The 17560-nt window shown below is 64.6% G+C and carries 18 protein-coding genes; 14 read left to right on the forward strand and 4 right to left on the reverse strand.

Annotated elements, in window-relative coordinates; translation table 11 throughout:
* Position 1: 1 nt before the first annotated feature.
* Entirely contained in the window at positions 2-877 is an 876-nt protein-coding gene (crtC, locus tag ACSSV4_RS19140) for a carotenoid 1,2-hydratase (protein ID WP_454276716.1), read from the reverse strand.
* Positions 874-2424 (reverse strand): 1-hydroxycarotenoid 3,4-desaturase CrtD, encoded by a 1551-nt coding sequence (crtD, locus tag ACSSV4_RS19145; RefSeq protein ID WP_454276699.1) that lies wholly within the window; start codon positions 2422-2424, stop codon positions 874-876. Before crtD ends, crtC begins: the two co-directional genes overlap by 4 nt.
* A gap of 95 nt (positions 2425-2519) precedes the next feature.
* Between crtD and ACSSV4_RS19150 the strand changes: the two genes are divergently transcribed.
* The 14 genes from ACSSV4_RS19150 (at position 2520) to dxs (ending at position 15621) form a co-directional block, all read left to right on the forward strand.
* Positions 2520-3398: a polyprenyl synthetase family protein gene (locus tag ACSSV4_RS19150; protein ID WP_454276700.1), complete on the forward strand. Its 879-nt coding sequence runs from the start codon at positions 2520-2522 to the stop codon at positions 3396-3398.
* Positions 3399-3403: 5 nt separating this feature from the next.
* Positions 3404-4537 (forward strand): methyltransferase, encoded by a 1134-nt coding sequence (locus ACSSV4_RS19155; RefSeq protein ID WP_454276701.1) that lies wholly within the window; start codon positions 3404-3406, stop codon positions 4535-4537.
* Positions 4538-4664: 127 nt separating this feature from the next.
* Positions 4665-5606 carry a chlorophyll synthesis pathway protein BchC gene (gene bchC, locus ACSSV4_RS19160; protein ID WP_454276717.1) on the forward strand — a complete coding sequence of 314 codons (942 nt, stop codon included), beginning with the start codon at positions 4665-4667 and terminating at the stop codon, positions 5604-5606.
* On the forward strand, positions 5603-6604 hold the full coding sequence (locus ACSSV4_RS19165) for a chlorophyllide a reductase iron protein subunit X (RefSeq protein ID WP_454276702.1): 1002 nt from the start codon (positions 5603-5605) through the stop codon (positions 6602-6604). Before bchC ends, ACSSV4_RS19165 begins: the two co-directional genes overlap by 4 nt.
* Positions 6591-6752, forward strand: a complete 162-nt coding sequence (locus ACSSV4_RS19170) for a hypothetical protein (RefSeq protein ID WP_454276703.1) — start codon at positions 6591-6593, stop codon at positions 6750-6752. The genes ACSSV4_RS19165 and ACSSV4_RS19170 overlap by 14 nt, the downstream gene beginning before the upstream one ends.
* Positions 6749-8299, forward strand: coding sequence for a chlorophyllide a reductase subunit Y (gene bchY / locus ACSSV4_RS19175; RefSeq protein ID WP_454276704.1), 1551 nt, complete (start codon positions 6749-6751; stop codon positions 8297-8299). Before ACSSV4_RS19170 ends, bchY begins: the two co-directional genes overlap by 4 nt.
* Positions 8300-8384: 85 nt before the next feature.
* Entirely contained in the window at positions 8385-9866 is a 1482-nt protein-coding gene (gene bchZ, locus ACSSV4_RS19180) for a chlorophyllide a reductase subunit Z (protein WP_454276705.1), read from the forward strand.
* A complete protein-coding gene (pufQ, locus tag ACSSV4_RS19185) occupies positions 9859-10083 on the forward strand; it encodes a cytochrome PufQ (RefSeq protein WP_454276706.1) in 225 nt (74 codons plus the stop codon). Before bchZ ends, pufQ begins: the two co-directional genes overlap by 8 nt.
* 134 nt (positions 10084-10217) lie before the next feature.
* Positions 10218-10367: a light-harvesting antenna LH1, beta subunit gene (pufB, locus tag ACSSV4_RS19190; protein ID WP_050662775.1), complete on the forward strand. Its 150-nt coding sequence runs from the start codon at positions 10218-10220 to the stop codon at positions 10365-10367.
* 16 nt (positions 10368-10383) lie between these two features.
* Positions 10384-10545 carry a light-harvesting antenna LH1, alpha subunit gene (pufA, locus tag ACSSV4_RS19195; protein WP_297770349.1) on the forward strand — a complete coding sequence of 54 codons (162 nt, stop codon included), beginning with the start codon at positions 10384-10386 and terminating at the stop codon, positions 10543-10545.
* Positions 10546-10668: 123 nt separating this feature from the next.
* Positions 10669-11508, forward strand: a complete 840-nt coding sequence (gene pufL / locus ACSSV4_RS19200) for a photosynthetic reaction center subunit L (RefSeq protein WP_454276707.1) — start codon at positions 10669-10671, stop codon at positions 11506-11508.
* A gap of 3 nt (positions 11509-11511) precedes the next feature.
* A complete protein-coding gene (pufM, locus tag ACSSV4_RS19205; RefSeq protein WP_454276708.1) occupies positions 11512-12501 on the forward strand; it encodes a photosynthetic reaction center subunit M in 990 nt (329 codons plus the stop codon).
* Positions 12502-12504: 3 nt separating this feature from the next.
* Entirely contained in the window at positions 12505-13599 is a 1095-nt protein-coding gene (gene pufC, locus ACSSV4_RS19210) for a photosynthetic reaction center cytochrome PufC (protein ID WP_454276709.1), read from the forward strand.
* 93 nt (positions 13600-13692) lie between these two features.
* Entirely contained in the window at positions 13693-15621 is a 1929-nt protein-coding gene (gene dxs, locus ACSSV4_RS19215) for a 1-deoxy-D-xylulose-5-phosphate synthase (RefSeq protein WP_454276710.1), read from the forward strand.
* A 65-nt stretch (positions 15622-15686) separates the two neighbouring features.
* Here the strand turns inward: dxs and ACSSV4_RS19220 are convergent, their stop codons facing one another.
* Together ACSSV4_RS19220 and ACSSV4_RS19225 are read right to left on the reverse strand one after the other, a co-directional pair.
* Complete coding sequence (locus ACSSV4_RS19220) at positions 15687-16016, reverse strand: BrnA antitoxin family protein (RefSeq protein ID WP_454276712.1); 330 nt, start codon at positions 16014-16016, stop codon at positions 15687-15689.
* A gap of 185 nt (positions 16017-16201) precedes the next feature.
* Positions 16202-17560, reverse strand: a 1359-nt coding sequence (locus ACSSV4_RS19225; protein WP_454276713.1) for a pentapeptide repeat-containing protein, incomplete at its 5' end; no start/stop codon positions are given.

The raw sequence follows: 17560 nt of genomic DNA on the forward strand, positions 1-17560 counted from the left end.
GTCAGTCGTCGAACCGCCACCGCGCCCGGCGCGGCACCCGCACCGCCAGCATCGGCTTGAGCAGGGCGGCGCGGAACCGCCGGAGATCGAGCGCCTCGTGCACGCCCACGGTTTCCTCGCCATCGAGACAGGTCTGCACGGCGGAGCGGCAGTAGAACGGCGCGTCGAGCATCGGCTTGACCTGGCGTGGCTGATAGCCCGGATCGGCCCGGGTTTCGCGCGCCACGGCCCAGAGGCTGCGACGCATCCGGACCTTGGGGGCGGCGTCGATCACCTGCGCCTGACCATCCGCGTCGAAATGCACCGCCGTTGCGAGGCCTGAGCCGTCACGTCGCGTGGCATCGTAGAAACAGGTGCTGCCGCCGCGCGCGGGGTAGCGCCCCCAGGTCCAGGTGCTGAAATCCTGCTCGAGCGCGCGGGTGCCGAAATTGGCGTCGAAATAGCCATGCCCGCGCCATTGCCAGCCCGGGGCCTCCAGATCGACCTCGATATCCGCTGTGGGACCAAAAGGTCGCCAGACATGGCTGCCATCGGGGGTGAGGGGCAGTTCCACTTGGCTGAGCGCCGTGGGCGTGACGGTGATGCGCCCGCGCACGCGCGACACCATCGGCGGTGAGCCGATCTCGTTCACCTCGATCACCAGCCGGTCGGCTTGCCAGCGCATCGAGGAGGGGCCGACGGTCAGGCAGTCGCGGCTCTGGCGCAGGGCGCTTTCGCCCCGGTCGGTCATGGTGAAGCGCCCGCCGGGGCCATAGGTGGCGACATTGATGCAGACATGGTTCGCCGGACGCTTGCGCCCCGACCACGCATACCACGGCGAGAACACCGAGCCGATGAAGCCGATCACGCTGATTGCGCGGGCACCGTCGTCGCTCAGGCCGTCGACATACCACCAGGCATAGCCGTTCGCGGGCACGTCGAGGTCGAAATTCGGTCGCTCAAGATCGCCTCGGCCGCGTGCCGGGCGGAGAGGGTCGCCATCGGCACACCCGCCCCCGGATGCGCCCCGCCCCCGGCCAGATAGAGCCCCTTCACCTGCGTCCGTGCCGTCGGCCGCTGGAAGGCCGCGAACATGCCCTGCGGGCTCTGCCCGTAGAGTGCGCCGAGTGTCGCGGGAAAGAGCTTCTCGAAGCTCTGCGGCGTGCTCAGGCACTCCGGGCCCGGTGCGGGATCGAAGCGCAGCCCGAAACGGCGCAGCATCTGGAAGGTGCGTGTCTGACATGCGTGGATATCCTCTGATTGGGCAAGGCCGGGGCGCAGGGGCGGCGCGTTGGCGATGATCTCGAAGCGTTCGATCTCTGGCGGCGGCGCGGGCACTCCACGATCCTGCGCGCAGACATAGAGCGTGGGGTCGTGCAGGCGGGTGCCCTTGGCGAGCGCGTCGAACTCGGCCTGCGCATCCTCGCGGAAGAACACGTTGTGATGGGCGAGGTCGGGGCCGTGCGGTGTTGCCGCAAAGGCCCAGACATCCGCCGAGAGCGAGCGCGCGGCGCGGGCGGTCTGCGGGGCGACGCGGGCCACATCCGGCCCGAGCGCGCCGGTGGCCAGCGCGCGGGGGTCGCCGTTGAAGAGCACCGCTTGCGCGGCCAGTGTCGTGCCATTGGCCAGCACCACCTGCGCGGCGCGCCCCTCTACCGTCTCGATCCGCGCGACATGGGCGTTGTAGTGAAACATCGCGCCATGCGACTGCGCCAGATCGGCGAGCGCCTGCGCAAGCTGCGTCATGCCGCCCTCGACCACCCATACCCCTGCCGCCTCGGCCTGCCAGATGAGGGCCAGAAGCGCGGGTACCTTGCCCGGCGCGCCGCCGACATAGGTGGCGTAGCGGCCGAACATCTGCGCAAGGCGCGGGTCGTCAAAACTGCGCCGAAGCAGCCCCGCGAGCGACGACGCGGGCGCCATTGCGCGGATCAGATGCGGGTGGCGCGCCACATGCGTGATCAGCCGCGCGGGCGAGGGGGTGGCAGACTGCATCACCGGGCCGTCGAACCCGTCGAACAGCGTCCGCGCGCGCGCGCAGAAACGTCGGAACTGCGCCTCGCCACGGGATCCAGCGAAATCGCGCACCGCCGCCGCGCTGCGGTCGTGATCGGCATAGAGGTCGAGCGTGCTGCCATCGGGCCAGAAATGCCGCGCCAGCACATCCTGCCGGTGCAGGGTCACGTGATCCTCCAGCCGGGTGCCAAGCTGCGTGAAAAGATCGTCGAAGACGTGGCGCATGGTCAGCACGGTGGGCCCGGTGTTCACCGGACCGGCGCGCGAGGGCAGGGCGCGGATCTTGCCGCCGGGGGCGGCGTGACGTTCCAGCACCGTGACCGGGAGCCCGGCCTGCGCCAGCCGCGCCGCCGCCGCAAGCCCGGCAATGCCCGCGCCGATGACGATCACGGGCGGGCCGCTGCAATCCGGGAAATTTCTCTCGCTCATGGGGCGATTGTTGACTCGAATGCGCAATGTGTCCAGTATGATTTACACATGACATGTCATACAATAGTGACATACGCAGAGCGAAGGAGGCTTGCATGCCACTCACCGACCGGATCGACAGCGCGCTGCGCCGTGCCATCAGGCGGGGGCAGGGCGGGCTTGTCCCGCAGCAACTGGCCTCGGCGCTCGACTATGCCACGACGCCCGGCGGCGCGCGCATCAGGCCGACGATCCTCATGTCGGTAGCCATGGCCTGCGGCGACGATCGCCCCGCGCTCACCGACCGGGCGGCGGCGGCATTGGAGCTTATTCACTGTGCGAGCCTCGTTCATGACGATCTGCCCTGTTTCGACGATGCCGATCTGCGACGCGGCAAACCGTCGGTGCATCGCGCCTATTCCGAGCCGCTGGCGGTGCTGACCGGCGACAGTCTGATCGTGATGGCCTTCGACGTGTTGTCGCGCGCTGAGGCGATGGATGCGGGCCGTGCGCTTGGCCTCATACGCGCACTCTCGGACCGGACCGGCATGCCCAACGGCATCTGCGCCGGGCAGGGCTGGGAGAGCGAGCCCGAGATCGACCTGCGCGCCTATCACCGCTCCAAGACCGGGGCGCTGTTCATGGCGGCGACCGAGATGGGCGCGCTGTCGGCGGGCCATGCGCCCGAGAACTGGACCGATCTGGGCGCGCTGATCGGCGAGGCGTTTCAGGTGGCCGACGATCTGCGCGACGCGCTGCTGGATGAGGCGAGCCTTGGCAAGCCGGTGGGACAGGACGATCTGCACGGCCGGCCCAATGCGGTCGCGGAACTGGGGGTCGAGGGGGCTATGGCGCGGTTGGGTGACATTCTGGCCGGTGCCATTGCCTCGATCCCGTCCTGCCCCGGTGAGGCGGCGCTCGCGCAGATGGTGCGCAAGCAGGCGCAACAGATCATGCCCAAGGTGCCTGCCGCCCGCGCCCGAAGCTCGGTCTGAGCCGCATGGCGGTGCAGGACGCAGCCCCCGCCCCGCGCCGCCCGCGCGCGGGGCTCATCGCACGGCTGCTCGCCAATCCCGGATTTCAGAGCCTTGCCAGCCGGTTGCCGTTCAGCCGGGGGATCGCCCGGCGCGACGGAGCGGCGCTCTTTGATGTCGTGCAGGGTTTCGTGCAGTCGCAGGTCCTGTTCGCGCTGATCGAACTGGATATCCTGCGCCGTCTTTTTAATCACGGCCCGCAAGCGCCCGAGGCGCTGGCCCGCGCGACGGCCATCCCGCCCGACCGGATGGCGCATCTCTTGCAGGCGGGGGCGGCGCTCGATCTGCTGAAGCGTCGTCGCGACGGGCGGTTTACGCTCGCGCGGCGCGGGGCCGCGCTGCTGGGTGTGCCGGGGCTGGAGGCGATGATTCGCCATCACCGGGCGTTTTACGCCGATATGGCCGATCCCGTGGCGCTCTTGCGTGGCGAGGGGGAGACGGAACTGGCCCGGTTCTGGCCTTACGTGTTTGGCACCGGGGGCGACATCGCGCCCGATGTGGCGGAGCGGTATTCCGACCTGATGGCGCAGAGCCAGGTTATGGTGGCCGAGGATGTGCTGCGGATGATCCCGTTGCGCGGGATGCGCCGTCTGATGGATGTGGGCGGCGGATCGGGGGCCTTTCTGCGCGCGGTGGCGCAGCGCCATCCGCGACTGGAGCTGCAACTTTTCGATCTGCCCGAGGTGATGCCAGAGGCGACGCGCCGCATGGCCGAAGCGGGGCTGTCGGGCCGGGTGGATCTGTGCGGCGGTTCGTTCCGCGACGGGGCGCTGCCAACGGGGGCAGATGCGATTTCGCTGATTCGCGTGCTCTATGATCATGCCGATGACACCGTGACCGACCTGCTCGCCAAGTGCCATGCCGCGCTGCCGCCTGGCGGGCGGCTGATCGTGGCCGAGCCGATGTCGGGCGGGGCCCGGCCTGAACGCGCAGGCGACGTGTATTTTTCCTTTTATACCATGGCCATGGGCACCGGGCGCGTGCGCTCTTCCGCGCGGATCGCCGAGATGTGTCGCGCGGCGGGCTTTGACACCGTGACGATCCCGCGCGCGCCGCGCCCTTACATCACCGGGGCGTTGAGCTGCGTTAAGGCGGAATGACAGTATTTCAGGCAAATGTGTAACGTAAACTTGACACATAGACATGTCCGAGTAGACTGACATCATGAACCCGTATCTGCCTGCTGAGTCTTTCGCGCAGGAAACGGGCCACAGCTGGGAGGCGATCATGGAAACCCGCGCTGTCTTTTTGAACGGTCCCGAGGATCTTCATCTCGACACCCTTGCGCTCAAGGCGCCGGGCGCGGGAGATATCGTGGTCGAGATCGCCCATTCAGGGATTTCCACCGGCACCGAAAAGCTGTTCTGGAATGGCACGATGCCGCCGTTTCCGGGCATGGGCTATCCGCTTGTGCCGGGATACGAGGCCGCAGGTGAAGTGGTCGAGGCTGCACCGGGCACGGGCTACAGGCCCGGCGATCATGTGTTCGTGCCGGGAGCCGATTGTTTTGACGGGGCGTATGGCCTCTTCGGCGGGGCGGCGTCGCGGCTGGTGACATCCGCCGCCCGCGTCACGCGAATCGATTCGCAGATGGGCCCCGAAGGCGCGCTTCTGGCGCTTGCCGCCACGGCGCGGCATGCGATGGCCGGGCTCGACAAGGCGGTGCCTGATCTGATCGTCGGGCACGGTGTCTTTGGACGCCTTCTGGCGCGGCTCACCCTTGCGGCGGGCGCGCCTGCGCCGACCGTGTGGGAGACCGAGCCGGGACGCCGCAATGGCGCGCGGGGCTACGAGGTCATCGACCCGGCAGACGATCCGCGCCGCGATTACCGCACGATCTTTGACGCGTCCGGTAATGCCGCAATCCTCAACGATCTGATCGGGCGCATTCAGAAGGGCGGCGAGATCGTTTTGGCCGGCTTTTACCCCGAGGCGCTCAGCTTTGCCTTTCCGCCCGCCTTCATGAAGGAGGCGCGGCTGCGCGTGGCGGCGGAATGGGCGCGCGAGGACCTGGCGGCGGTGAGTTCGCTCATCGACCAGGGCGCGCTCAGCCTTGGCGGGCTGATTACCCATCAGGCGCCCGCTAGGGACGCCCCGCGCGCCTATCGCACGGCCTTCGGAGACCCCGACTGCCTGAAAATGATACTCAACTGGAAGGACGTAGCGTGAAGGACGACGTGCCGAATCTCAAGGACTTCGACCAGCGGCTGCGCGATGAGGCGCATGAAGATCTGGCCGATCTGATCACCGAGGAACCGACCTCCAAGACCCAGATCATCGCGATTTATGGCAAGGGCGGGATTGGTAAATCCTTCACCCTCGCCAATCTCAGCCACATGATGGCCGAGCAGGGCAAGCGGGTGCTGCTGATCGGCTGCGATCCGAAATCGGATACCACCTCGCTCTTGTTCGGCGGCAAGGCGTGTCCGACGATCATCGAGACCTCGACCAAGAAGAACCTCGCTGGCGAGCCGGTGAAGATCGGCGACGTGTGCTTCAAGCGCGGCGGTGTCTTTGCCATGGAACTGGGCGGCCCGGAAGTCGGCCGGGGCTGTGGCGGGCGCGGCATCATCCACGGCTTTGAGCTCTTGGAAAAGCTGGGCTTTCACGACTGGGATTTCGACTACGTGCTGCTGGATTTCCTCGGTGACGTGGTCTGCGGCGGCTTTGGCCTGCCGATCGCGCGGGACATGGCGCAGAAGGTCATTCTGGTGGCCTCGAACGACCTGCAGTCGCTTTATGTGGCCAACAACGTCTGCTCGGCGGTGGAGTATTTCCGCAAATTGGGCGGTAATGTCGGCGTCGCGGGCCTTGTGATCAACAAGGACGATCATTCCGGCGAGGCGCAGGCCTTTGCCAAGGCGGTGGACATCCCCGTCCTGGCCGCCATTCCGCAGGATGACGACCTGCGCAAGAAATCCGCCAATTACCAGATTGTCGGCACATCGCAGAGCCAGTGGGGTGGCCTTTTCGCCGAACTCGCCGATGCAGTCTCGATCGCCCCGCCGGTGCGGCCCAATCCGCTGGATCAGGATGGGCTACTTGCGCTCTTCGACAGCAAGGATACCGGCGGTGATTACGTGCTGGAGCCTGCGACCGATGAGGACATGCGCGGCAAATACGCCGCCCCCAAGGCATCGCTGGAGGTGGTCTATGACGACGCCTGAACAGCCCCGCCGCGAGACACTGGCCGAGGTGCAGCGCATGCTGGCGCGCGCCCGGCCCGAGCAATTGCGCCGCCTGCTGGCAGATATCGAGGCCGTGGACGTGATTTCCGACCGGGGCGCAGACATCCCCCAAAGGCGGACGGCATGAGCGATGACGTCACATATGACGGGGCCGCCGACGCGCCCGTGATCACTGGCCCCGCCGCTGAGGCTGCGCCGCAGGAGGGGATGGGCTGTCATTCGGGGTCGGAGATGGAGAAGGCCGCGCGCATGGCGGGGCAGTCCGAATTGCTCGACCAATATGCCAGGGACTATCCCAAGGGGCCGCATGATCAGCCGCAAAGCATGTGCCCTGCCTTTGGAAGCCTGCGCGTGGGCCTGCGGATGAAGCGGGTGGCGACGGTTCTGAGCGGGTCGGCCTGCTGCGTCTATGGGCTGACGTTTGTCTCACATTTCTACGGTGCGCGGCGCTCGGTCGGCTATGTGCCGTTCAATTCCGAGACGCTGGTCACAGGCAAGCTCTTTGAGGATATCCGCGAGAGCGTGCATGAGATGGCGGACCCGGACAGGTTTGACGCCATCGTCGTGACCAACCTCTGCGTGCCAACGGCGAGCGGGGTGCCATTGCGGCTTTTGCCGAAGGAAATCAACGGGGTGCGTATTGTCGGCATCGACGTGCCGGGATTTGGTATTCCCACCCATGCCGAGGCCAAGGATGTGCTGGCGGGGGCGATGCTCAACTATGCGCGCAAGGAGGTCGAGGCGGGGCCGGTGGCGGCACCGGAATCGGGCGTCTCGGACCGGCCTACGGTTACCCTGTTGGGCGAGATGTTTCCGGCGGATCCGATGATGATCGGGGCGATGCTGGCGCCGATGGGGCTGGCGGCCGGGCCGGTGGTGCCGTGCCGGGAGTGGCGCGAGCTTTATGCGGCGCTCGATTGCGGGGCGGTGGCGGCGATCCATCCGTTCTATACCGCTGCTGTGCGCGAGTTCGAGGCCGCTGGTCGCCCCATCGTGGGGAGCGCGCCGGTGGGCCATGATGGCACTGCTGAGTGGTTGAAGAACATCGGGCAAGCCTTTGGATTGTCTGAGGAAAAGGTTGCTGCGGCGCAGAACGCGTTTCTACCCGCGATCCGCGAGGGGCTGGCCAATGCACCCATCACGGGGCGGATCACGCTGTCGGGTTATGAGGGCAGTGAACTCTTGGTGGCGCGGTTGCTGATCGAGAGCGGGGCGGAGGTGCCGTATGTGGGCACCGCCTGTCCCAAGACGCCGTGGTCTGCGGCGGATGCGGAATGGCTGACGTCACGCGGTGTGACGGTGAAATTCCGCGCCTCGCTGGAAGACGACTGCGCCGCGATGGAGGCGCTGGAACCGGACCTTGCCATTGGCACGACACCTGTTGTGCAAAAGGCAAAAGAGAAAGGTATTCCAAGCCTTTATTTCACGAACCTCATGTCAGCCCGTCCGCTGATGGGCCCCGCCGGGGCGGGCAGTCTGGCCGAGGTGGTCAATGCCGCGATGGGCAACAAGGACCGCATGGGCAAGATGCGCGCCTTCTTCGAGGGTGTGGGCACTGGCGATACGGCGGGCGTGTGGGAAGGCGATCCGAATATCCGTGAGGATTTCCGGGCGACCAACCTCAAGAAGATTGAAAAGAAGGCCCGAGCGGCCAAGGCGCAGGAGATGATCTGATGCGCGGGATGGCTCAACATATCGCGGTCGGTATCACGTCGGTATTCCGTCGGTATTGCGTCGGTGCGCAGCAAGGCGGTGCGCCATGCTGATTCAGGACCATGATCGCGCGGGCGGATACTGGGGGGCGGTCTATGCCTTCTGCGCCGTCAAGGGGTTGCAGGTGGTGATCGACGGACCCGTCGGCTGCGAGAACCTGCCGGTGACGAGCGTGTTGCATTACACCGACGCGCTGCCGCCGCATGAGTTGCCCATCGTGGTGACCGGTCTGGGCGAGGGCGAGATGGGGGCGGGCACCGAAGAGGCGATGAAACGCGCCTGGGGCACGCTCGATCCTGCGCTGCCTGCCGTGGTCGTGACCGGCTCGATCGCCGAGATGATCGGCGGCGGGGTGACGCCACAGGGCACCAATATCCAGCGGTTCCTGCCGCGCACCATCGACGAGGATCAATGGCAGTCCGCCGACCGGGCGATGACCTGGATCTTTACCGAATTCGGCATGACCAAGGGGCGCATGCCGCCCGAGAAGAAACGCGAGGAGGGCAGTGCCCCTCGCGTCAATATCCTCGGGCCGATGTATGGCACGTTCAACATGCCCTCTGATCTGGCCGAGATCCGGCGTCTGGTCGAGGGGATCGGGGCCGAGGTCAACATGGTGATGCCGATGGGCGCGCATCTCGCGGAGATGCGCAACCTGGTGAATTCGGACGCCAATATCGTGATGTATCGTGAGTTTGGCCGCGGTCTGGCCGAGGTTCTGGGCAAGCCCTATCTGCAAGCGCCGATCGGTGTCGAGTCGACCACATTGTTCTTGCGTAAACTCGGCGAGATGCTGGGGCTTGACCCGGAACCGTTCATTGCCCGCGAGAAGCATTCGACGCTGAAACCGGTCTGGGATCTGTGGCGCAGCGTCACGCAGGATTTCTTTGCCACAGCGAATTTCGGGATCGTCGCGGGGGAAACCTATGCGCGCGGTATCCGCAATTACCTGGAGGATGATCTGGGCCTGCCCTGCGCCTTTGCGGTGGCGCGTTGCGCGGGCAAGAAAACCAACAACGAGGAAGTGCGGTCGCTGATCGCGAACAAGCGCCCGCTGATCCTGATGGGGTCGATCAACGAGAAGATCTATCTCGCCGAGCAAAAGGCCGGGCACGGCCCGCGCCCCACCTTCATTCCCGCGTCATTTCCGGGGGCGGCGATCCGGCGCGCCACGGGCACGCCGATGATGGGCTATGCCGGGGCCACGTATCTGTTGCAGGAGGTGTGCAACGGGCTCTTTGATGCGCTCTTTCATATCCTGCCGCTGGGGTCCGAGATGGACGCCGGACCCTCGACGCCGACGCCCCTGCGCCGCGATTTTCCGTGGGATGCGGATGCCGCGCGCGAGCTGGAACGGATCGTGTCCAGCCACCCTGTTCTTACCCGAATTTCCGCCGCCAAGACGCTGCGCGATGCCGCCGAGGAGGCAGCACTGCGTCAGGGCGACGAACGTGTCGTCCTGGAGACCATCCAGGCGTTTTCCACACTTCCGACAGCATCCGACAAGGAGGATCTGACCGATGACTGACATGACATCCAACCCGCCGCAGCGGAGCCGCGCGGGCCGCCCGCGCAGCGCGGAATACCATGTGTATTTCTTCTGCATCTTCTTTGTCGCCATCCCGTTCGCAACCCTGCGGTGGATGCGCGACGTGATCCGTCACCGTACCCTCAACCTGCGCGGCCCGCTGGCGCGCGCATGGCTCGAGGCGGACCGGGTGACGCCGACGATTTTCTCGGTCTGAGGCCTGCATGGCCAATGACCGAGATACGACCTGCCTGCCCGAAAGGGCGGACAGAAACCTGAGGGACCACGAAGGGCCCAAAGGACCCGGCCGCGGGGAACGCGGCGTCAGCATAACATTCCGGAGGAAAGTTCATGGCTGATAAATCCGACCTGTCCTTCACAGGTCTCACAGACGAACAGGCCCAGGAGCTGCATTCCGTCTACATGAGCGGCCTTTGGCTGTTCTCGGCGATTGCAGTGGTTGCACATATCGCAACCTTCATCTGGTTCCCGTGGTTCTGAAAAAAGGGGAAAGAAAATGGCTAAATTCTACAAGATCTGGCTGATCTTCGACCCCCGCCGCGTGTTCGTGGCGCAGGGCGTGTTCCTGTTTCTGCTGGCAGCGATGATCCACCTCGTGCTTCTGAGCACCGACGGTTTCAACTGGTTTGAAATCGCGGCTGCCAAGTACGGTCAGTGATCACGCTTGTCTAAAGCCCGCTGCGGGCGCGGCCCGGTGCCCCGCCCGCAGCTTTCAAGATCAATATGAACTGGCCTCTCGGGCGGATCTCGCCCCCGTGGCCGAACGCGGAGACTTAAGACGATGGCTTTGCTCAGTTTCGAACGCAAATACCGGGTCCGCGGGGGGACGCTCGTTGGCGGCGATCTGTTCGACTTCTGGGTCGGACCGTTCTATGTCGGCTTCTTCGGGGTCACGACGGCCTTTTTCGCCCTCCTTGGCACCATCCTGATTTTTTGGGGGGCCTCGCAACAGGGCACCTTCAATCCCTGGCTCATCAATATCGCGCCGCCTGACCTGAGCTATGGTCTGGGCCTGGCGCCGCTCATGGAGGGCGGTCTGTGGCAGATCATCACGATCTGCGCCACCGGTGCCTTTGTCAGCTGGGCGCTGCGCGAGGTGGAGATCTGCCGCAAGCTCGGCATCGGGTATCACGTGCCCTTCGCCTTCGCCTTCGCGATCCTCGCCTATGTCACGCTGGTGATCTTTCGCCCGCTCCTGATGGGGGCCTGGGGGCATGGCTTTCCCTATGGCATCTTCAGTCATCTCGACTGGGTCAGCAACACCGGCTACGCCTATCTGCATTTCCATTACAACCCGGCGCATATGCTGGCGGTGACGCTGTTCTTCACCACCACGCTGGCCCTGGCGCTGCATGGTGGTCTGATCCTGTCGGCGGCGAACCCCGAAAAGGGCGAAGACATGAAGACGCCCGATCACGAGGACACGTTCTTTCGCGATTTCATCGGCTATTCGGTGGGCACGCTGGGGATTCACCGTCTGGGTTTCCTGCTGGCGATCAACGCGGTCTTTTTCTCGGCGGTCTGCATCATCATTTCCGGCCCGGTCTGGACCAAGGGCTGGCCCGAATGGTGGAACTGGTGGCTCGAGCTGCCGATCTGGCCCTCTCAGGTAGGGATGTGAACCATGATTGAATATCAGAATATCTTTACGCAGGTGCAGGTGCAGGGCACGCCCGAAATGGGCATGGACGACACCGGCGGGCGGCTCTCTGCCGAGCGTTCGGGCAAGCCCTTCTTCTCCACCCTCGTCGGTTGGCTGGGCAATGCCCAGATCGGGCCGATCAATCTCGGGATGCTGGGGGTGGTCAGTCTGGCCAGCGGTCTGTTGTGGTTCTTTATCGTCGGCATGAACATGCTGGCGCAGGTGGGCTGGTCCTTGCCTGAGTTCCTGCGGCAGCTCTTTTGGCTGGCGCTGGAGCCGCCGGGGCCGGAGCATGGCCTGTCGATGCCGCCGCTGAATGACGGTGGCTGGTATATCATCAGCTCGTTCTTCCTGCTGGTCGCGGTGCTGGCCTGGTGGCTGCGGGCCTATCAACTGGCGGCGAGCCACAAGATGGGCAAGCACGTGGCCTGGGCGTTCGGATCGGCGATCTGGCTGTTCCTGGTGCTGGGCCTCTTTCGCCCGGTGCTGATGGGGTCATGGTCGGAGGCGGTGCCTTATGGCATCTTCCCGCACCTTGACTGGACCACGGCATTCTCGATCCGCTACGGCAACCTCTACTACAACCCGTTCCACTGTCTCTCGATCGTGTTCCTCTATGGCTCGGTGCTGCTTTTTGCGATGCACGGGGCGACCATTCTGGCCGTCACCCGCTATGGCGGCGACCGGGAGCTGGAGCAGATCGTCGACCGGGGCACGGCAAGCGAGCGCGCCGCCCTCTTCTGGCGCTGGACCATGGGCTTCAACGCCACGATGGAGGGCATTCACCGCTGGGCCTGGTGGTTCGCGGTGCTGACGCCGATCACCGGCGGGATCGGCATCCTGCTGACCGGAACCGTGGTGGATAACTGGTTCATCTGGGCACAGGAGCACAATTTCGCGCCCATGTATGACGGCTCTTATGGCTACGAGGCTTACGGCTCCTACGAAGCCTTCATCGGACAGGAGGAGTGAGCCATGTTTCCCAGATGGTTTGACAAATGGAACCGCGAGAACCCCAAGGACATCTACGGCCCGGCTATCGCTGTGGGTGTCGTCGGGGGGGCGATCTTCACCGCGACGATGCTGATCGCCTTTGGTGCGCCCTATCAGACGGACAGCCTGCAAACGGGGCCGCGCGGCATCGGCATGTCGGTGCCGGAGTTCAAGGCCGATCTCGCCAAGCCGGACCCGGGAATCGAGGCGTTCCTCGCCTCGACCTCCGCGCCGGTGGTGCCGCAGGGCGGCGAAGAGACCGCCGGAGAGGCGCGTGAGAACGTGCCGCCGGGGCTGGAGGGGTTGACGGTCGAGAATTACGACCGGCTGCTGGCCGCGATGCGTGAATGGACGGGGATTCCCGATCTCTTCAACGACCCGGCAAGCTATCAGACCAGTGTCGGGCATGTGATGATCGGAATGACCCAGACCCTCAACGAGGAATGGGCCGGGCACGTGAACGCCAACAAGGAAGTGGGTGTGACCTGTTACACCTGTCACCGTGGTCAGCCGGTGCCCTCGGATGTCTGGTTCAAGATCAGCCCGGTGAATGAGAGCGCCGAAGGCTGGTCGGCCAACCAGAACCGGGTGACGATGCAGTCGCAATACACCTCGCTGCCCTCGGACGCGCTGGAGAAATACCTTCTCGATGGCGAGAGCATCAAGGTGCATGATCTGGAGTCGCGCGTGGCCGGTGTGCCGGGCACGGATGGTTATCCGGGTATCCAGCAGGCCGAGCGGACCTATTCGCTGATGAACTATGTCAGCAATTCGCTCGGGGTGAACTGTGTGTTCTGCCACAATTCCCGCGCCTTCTATGATGCGAGCCAGGTCACGCCGCAATGGGGCACGGAATTGCTGGGCATCCAGATGGTGCTGGAGCTGAACAACACCTATCTGGTGCCGCTTGAAGGGCTCTTGCCCGAGAACCGGCTTGGCCCGATCTACGCGGACGCGCCCAAGGCGGCCTGCAAGACCTGCCACAAGGGCTATCAGCAGCCCCTGCAGGGCACCAATGTGATCAAGGACTGGCCGGAGCTTGCCACCGTGAGTGGCGAGCCGGATTACGGCAACTGATCCAAGCGCGGGGGCGCGGATGATCGCGCCCCCGGCCCAAGTTTGCGCCGCCCTTGCGTGGGCGGCGTCCGCGCCACCGGGGAGGAGGCCGACATGACCCAGGACACACCCAAGACACCGCTGCTGGACCGGATCGCCGGGCCGTCGGATCTGCGGCAGATGCCGGATGACACGCTGGCCCTGCTGGCGGACGAGCTGCGCGCCGAGGTGATTTCGGCGGTGTCGGAAACCGGCGGGCATCTGGGCTCATCCCTCGGGGTGGTGGAGTTGAGCGTGGCGATTCACGCGGTGTTCAACACGCCGATGGACAAGGTGATCTGGGATGTGGGCCATCAATGCTACCCCCACAAGATCCTGACCGGGCGGCGCGACCGTATCCGCACATTGCGGCAGAAGGACGGGTTGTCGGGCTTTACCAAGCGGTCGGAGAGCCAGCATGATCCGTTCGGGGCCGCGCATTCCTCGACCTCGATCAGCGCCGCACTGGGATTTGCTGTGGGCCGCGACATGGGGCAGGCGACGGGCGACGCCATTGCCGTCATTGGCGACGGGGCGATCAGCGCGGGCATGGCCTATGAGGCGCTGAACAATGCCGGCGCCGAGGGGCGGCGGCTGTTCGTGATCCTCAATGACAACGAGATGAGCATCGCCCCGCCGGTGGGCGCGATGTCATCCTATCTGAGCCGGATGTATGCCAGCGAGCCCTTGGCGCGCGTGGCGTCATTGGCTGAAGGGTTCGAGGCGGCGCTGCCTGCGCCGATGCGCGACGGCGCGCGCCGGGCGCGGCAGTTGGTGACGGGGCTCACGGGTTCGGGCACGCTCTTTGAGGAACTGGGGTTCCAGTATGTCGGCCCCATTGACGGGCATGACATGGGGCAGTTGCTGGCCGTGCTGCGCGCGGCGCGGACGCGGGCCACCGGGCCGGTGCTCATCCATTGCTGCACGGTCAAGGGCAAGGGCTATGCCCCCGCCGAGGATGCCGCCGACAAGGGGCACGGCGTGTCGAAATTCGATCCCATGACGGGCGCGCAGGCGAAATCCAAACCCGGTGCGCCGTCTTATACCTCTGTCTTCGGGCAGGCTCTGACAGATGAGGCGGCGCGGGATGAGCGTGTCGTCGCGGTGACGGCGGCGATGCCGGACGGCACCGGCGTGTCGAAGATGGCGGAGCGGTTTCCGGGTCGTGTCTTTGACGTGGGGATCGCCGAGCAGCATGCGGTGACCTTTGCCGCCGGGATGGCGGCGAGCGGGCTGCGGCCGTTTTGCGCGATCTATTCGACGTTTCTGCAACGCGCCTATGATCAGGTGGTGCATGACGTGGCCTTGCAGGGGCTGCCGGTGCGGTTTGCGATTGACCGGGCCGGGCTGGTGGGCGCGGATGGTGCCACCCATGCCGGGGCGTTCGATATCGGCTATCTGGGCAATCTGCCGGGGATGACGGTGATGGCGGCCTCGGACGAGGCGGAACTGGTGCATATGGTGGCCACGGCGGCGGCGCATGACGCAGGGCCGATTGCCTTTCGCTATCCGCGCGGGGCAGGCACTGGTGCGGCACTGCCCGAGCGGGGCAGGGTGTTGCCCATTGGCAAGGGCCGGGTGATCGAGGAAGGCACGGACGTGGCGATCCTGAGTTTCGGCGCGCATCTTTTCGAGTGTCAGGTGGCCGCCGACATGCTGGTCGAGGAGGGGATTTCGGTGACCATCGCGGATGCGCGGTTCGCCAAGCCGCTCGATACAGATCTTCTGATGCAGCTGGTGCGGCATCACCGGGCGCTCATCACCGTCGAGCAGGGGGTGATGGGGGGCTTCGGCTCCATCGTGATGCACGCGTTGGCGGCGCGCGGGGCGTTTGATCGGGGGCTGGCGATCCGCAATATCTGTTTGCCGGATCGGTATATAGATCAGGCGAGCCCGGCGCAGATGTATGCGGATGCGGGCATGACGGCAGGTGACATCGCGGAGACGATCCGGCGCGTTGCGGTGCCGGGCAAGGCGCAGGTTGTACCGCTGCGCGGGGTGTGACGGGGCGCGCTTCGCCCTTGGCACCGCGCGCGCGGCGATCCCGTAGGGTGGATTTCCCCCCCCGCTTACTCGTTGCCCGCCACCCGCTTCGCCAGGTATTCCTCCAGCCGCACCTCGCCTGCGATCTTCATCTGCGCCCATGTCCGCAAGAGGCGGTTGATCCGCGCGTGATAGCCGCGCCCCATGCCGCGATAGAACCGCGCCACCGACCGGTCGAGATAGAGCGTCACCTTCTCGCGCGGTTCCTCCACCTCCAGATCGGCCTCCAGCGTGTGCCAGGCCGCGGGGACCGTCTCGGTCAGCGTGGCGGGAATCCAGTCCTCGCGGGTCAGGTGGATGAGGTCGCGCATCAGCAGGTCGCGGGCGCGAGTTTGGGTCTTGGTCATGCGGGTCATGGGTGTCTCCGGTTTGCCGGACGTGACCCTGCGCGTGGCCCGGTTAACGCGGCCCTGACCGCGCGCGCGCCCGCCAAGGCAGGACCGCCGCGTGCCGGGGCTTATCCGCCTGCAGCAAAGACCGTCGCCCCGAGCCGCGCCGCCGTGGATGAGCCGACAACTTGAAGATCGGCCCCGATCAAAAATCATGGGCGCGACAAGCGCCATTTTCGCAATGCATCGCGATACTCAAAATCGCTGAGAACAGCCTTTGGCCAGTTGTCAGGCCATCTCGGACTGTCAGGTCCCGAACCGTCGGAGAGTGTAACGCTGCCGTCAGCGAAACAAAGTTCAAGAGCACAGCGTTTTTCCAGGTTTTCCGTCAGGTGGCAATTTCTAAAGGCAAGGCCTTTCTCATGCTTGGTGCCGTGATGAAAGAAGTCAGGCCATTCATGCTCGAAGAAATGGTTGAACCCTTCGAAAAGGCATCCTCGCATTATGGCTCCCTCAAACCTTGCACCGATAAACCAGTTTCTTGGGCGTGACGGATTTCCGGTAAACGAAATGGACGCGTTCAAAAGCTGAGCCTCGGTAAAACGCGCAGACCTGCCATTCTCGCTTCTTAACAAACTATCGTCGTCATCCGTCTCAATGAACTCGAATGTTGCACGATCAAGAATCGCACCTGAAAAATCTGCGCCAAGGTTTGCTCGCTGGAACCGTGCGTTTGCAGCGCTTACTGCGGTGAAACTGGTTTCAAGAAGGTTGGCGTTTTTAAAACTGGCGTGGTTCAAGAGTGCGCCGTCAAACCAGCTGCCACGCAAGAATGCATTATCGAAGTTCAAACCGGTCAAGTTTATCTTTCGAAGATTGAGCGCTGAAAGGTCGAGCCTGTATTGGCCATCAAGTGCGAGATGCGTTTCCTCTATCGCTCGTTGCGCGCTGGATCGGCGTCCAATCACTCGCAACGCTATCTGAATGTCCTGCCGAGGATTTGGTAGTTTGTTGATCCATGCATCGCGCTCGGTACGTTTTGACTGAGTAGCGCCTTTTGTATCGTGGTCTCCTACGGGCGTGTTCTCTTTCGCATAGGCGCAAAGGATTTCCATCACCCGCACATGATCGCGCCCCTTGTCGTAGCGCGTGCTGTCCTGCGCTATGCGCTCCAGCGACAATATCGCGCCAATGCGGACCTCGATGTTCGGCACTGTTTCCGTGAAGGCCTGCCACGCGCCTACGCTGCCGATTTCCTCTTTCGCATCAATTGCGATCTCTTCACCTTGCCACTGAATTATGGTTTTTTCCTGTGGCCAAGTGTGGATGTCGTAGAGTCTACCCTCCCAAAGCTCATCGGTTTCCTCGTTGTATCTTTGCGACCATTCGCTGCCCATCACCCGCGACCGAGACTCCTGCAGGTATTTATCTCTGCTTTCCGAGCCAACTGATAGTTGTTCGGGATTACCAGTCCAAAGTAAGCGGCGGCCACGCCCCATTGAATTGAAGTGTTCCTGACGCCTGCGGCGCCTGCGATAGGATCTGCTTGAGCAGATGGAGGTTGCGCATGG

It is taken from the genome of Roseovarius sp. MBR-154 (assembly GCF_053628595.1).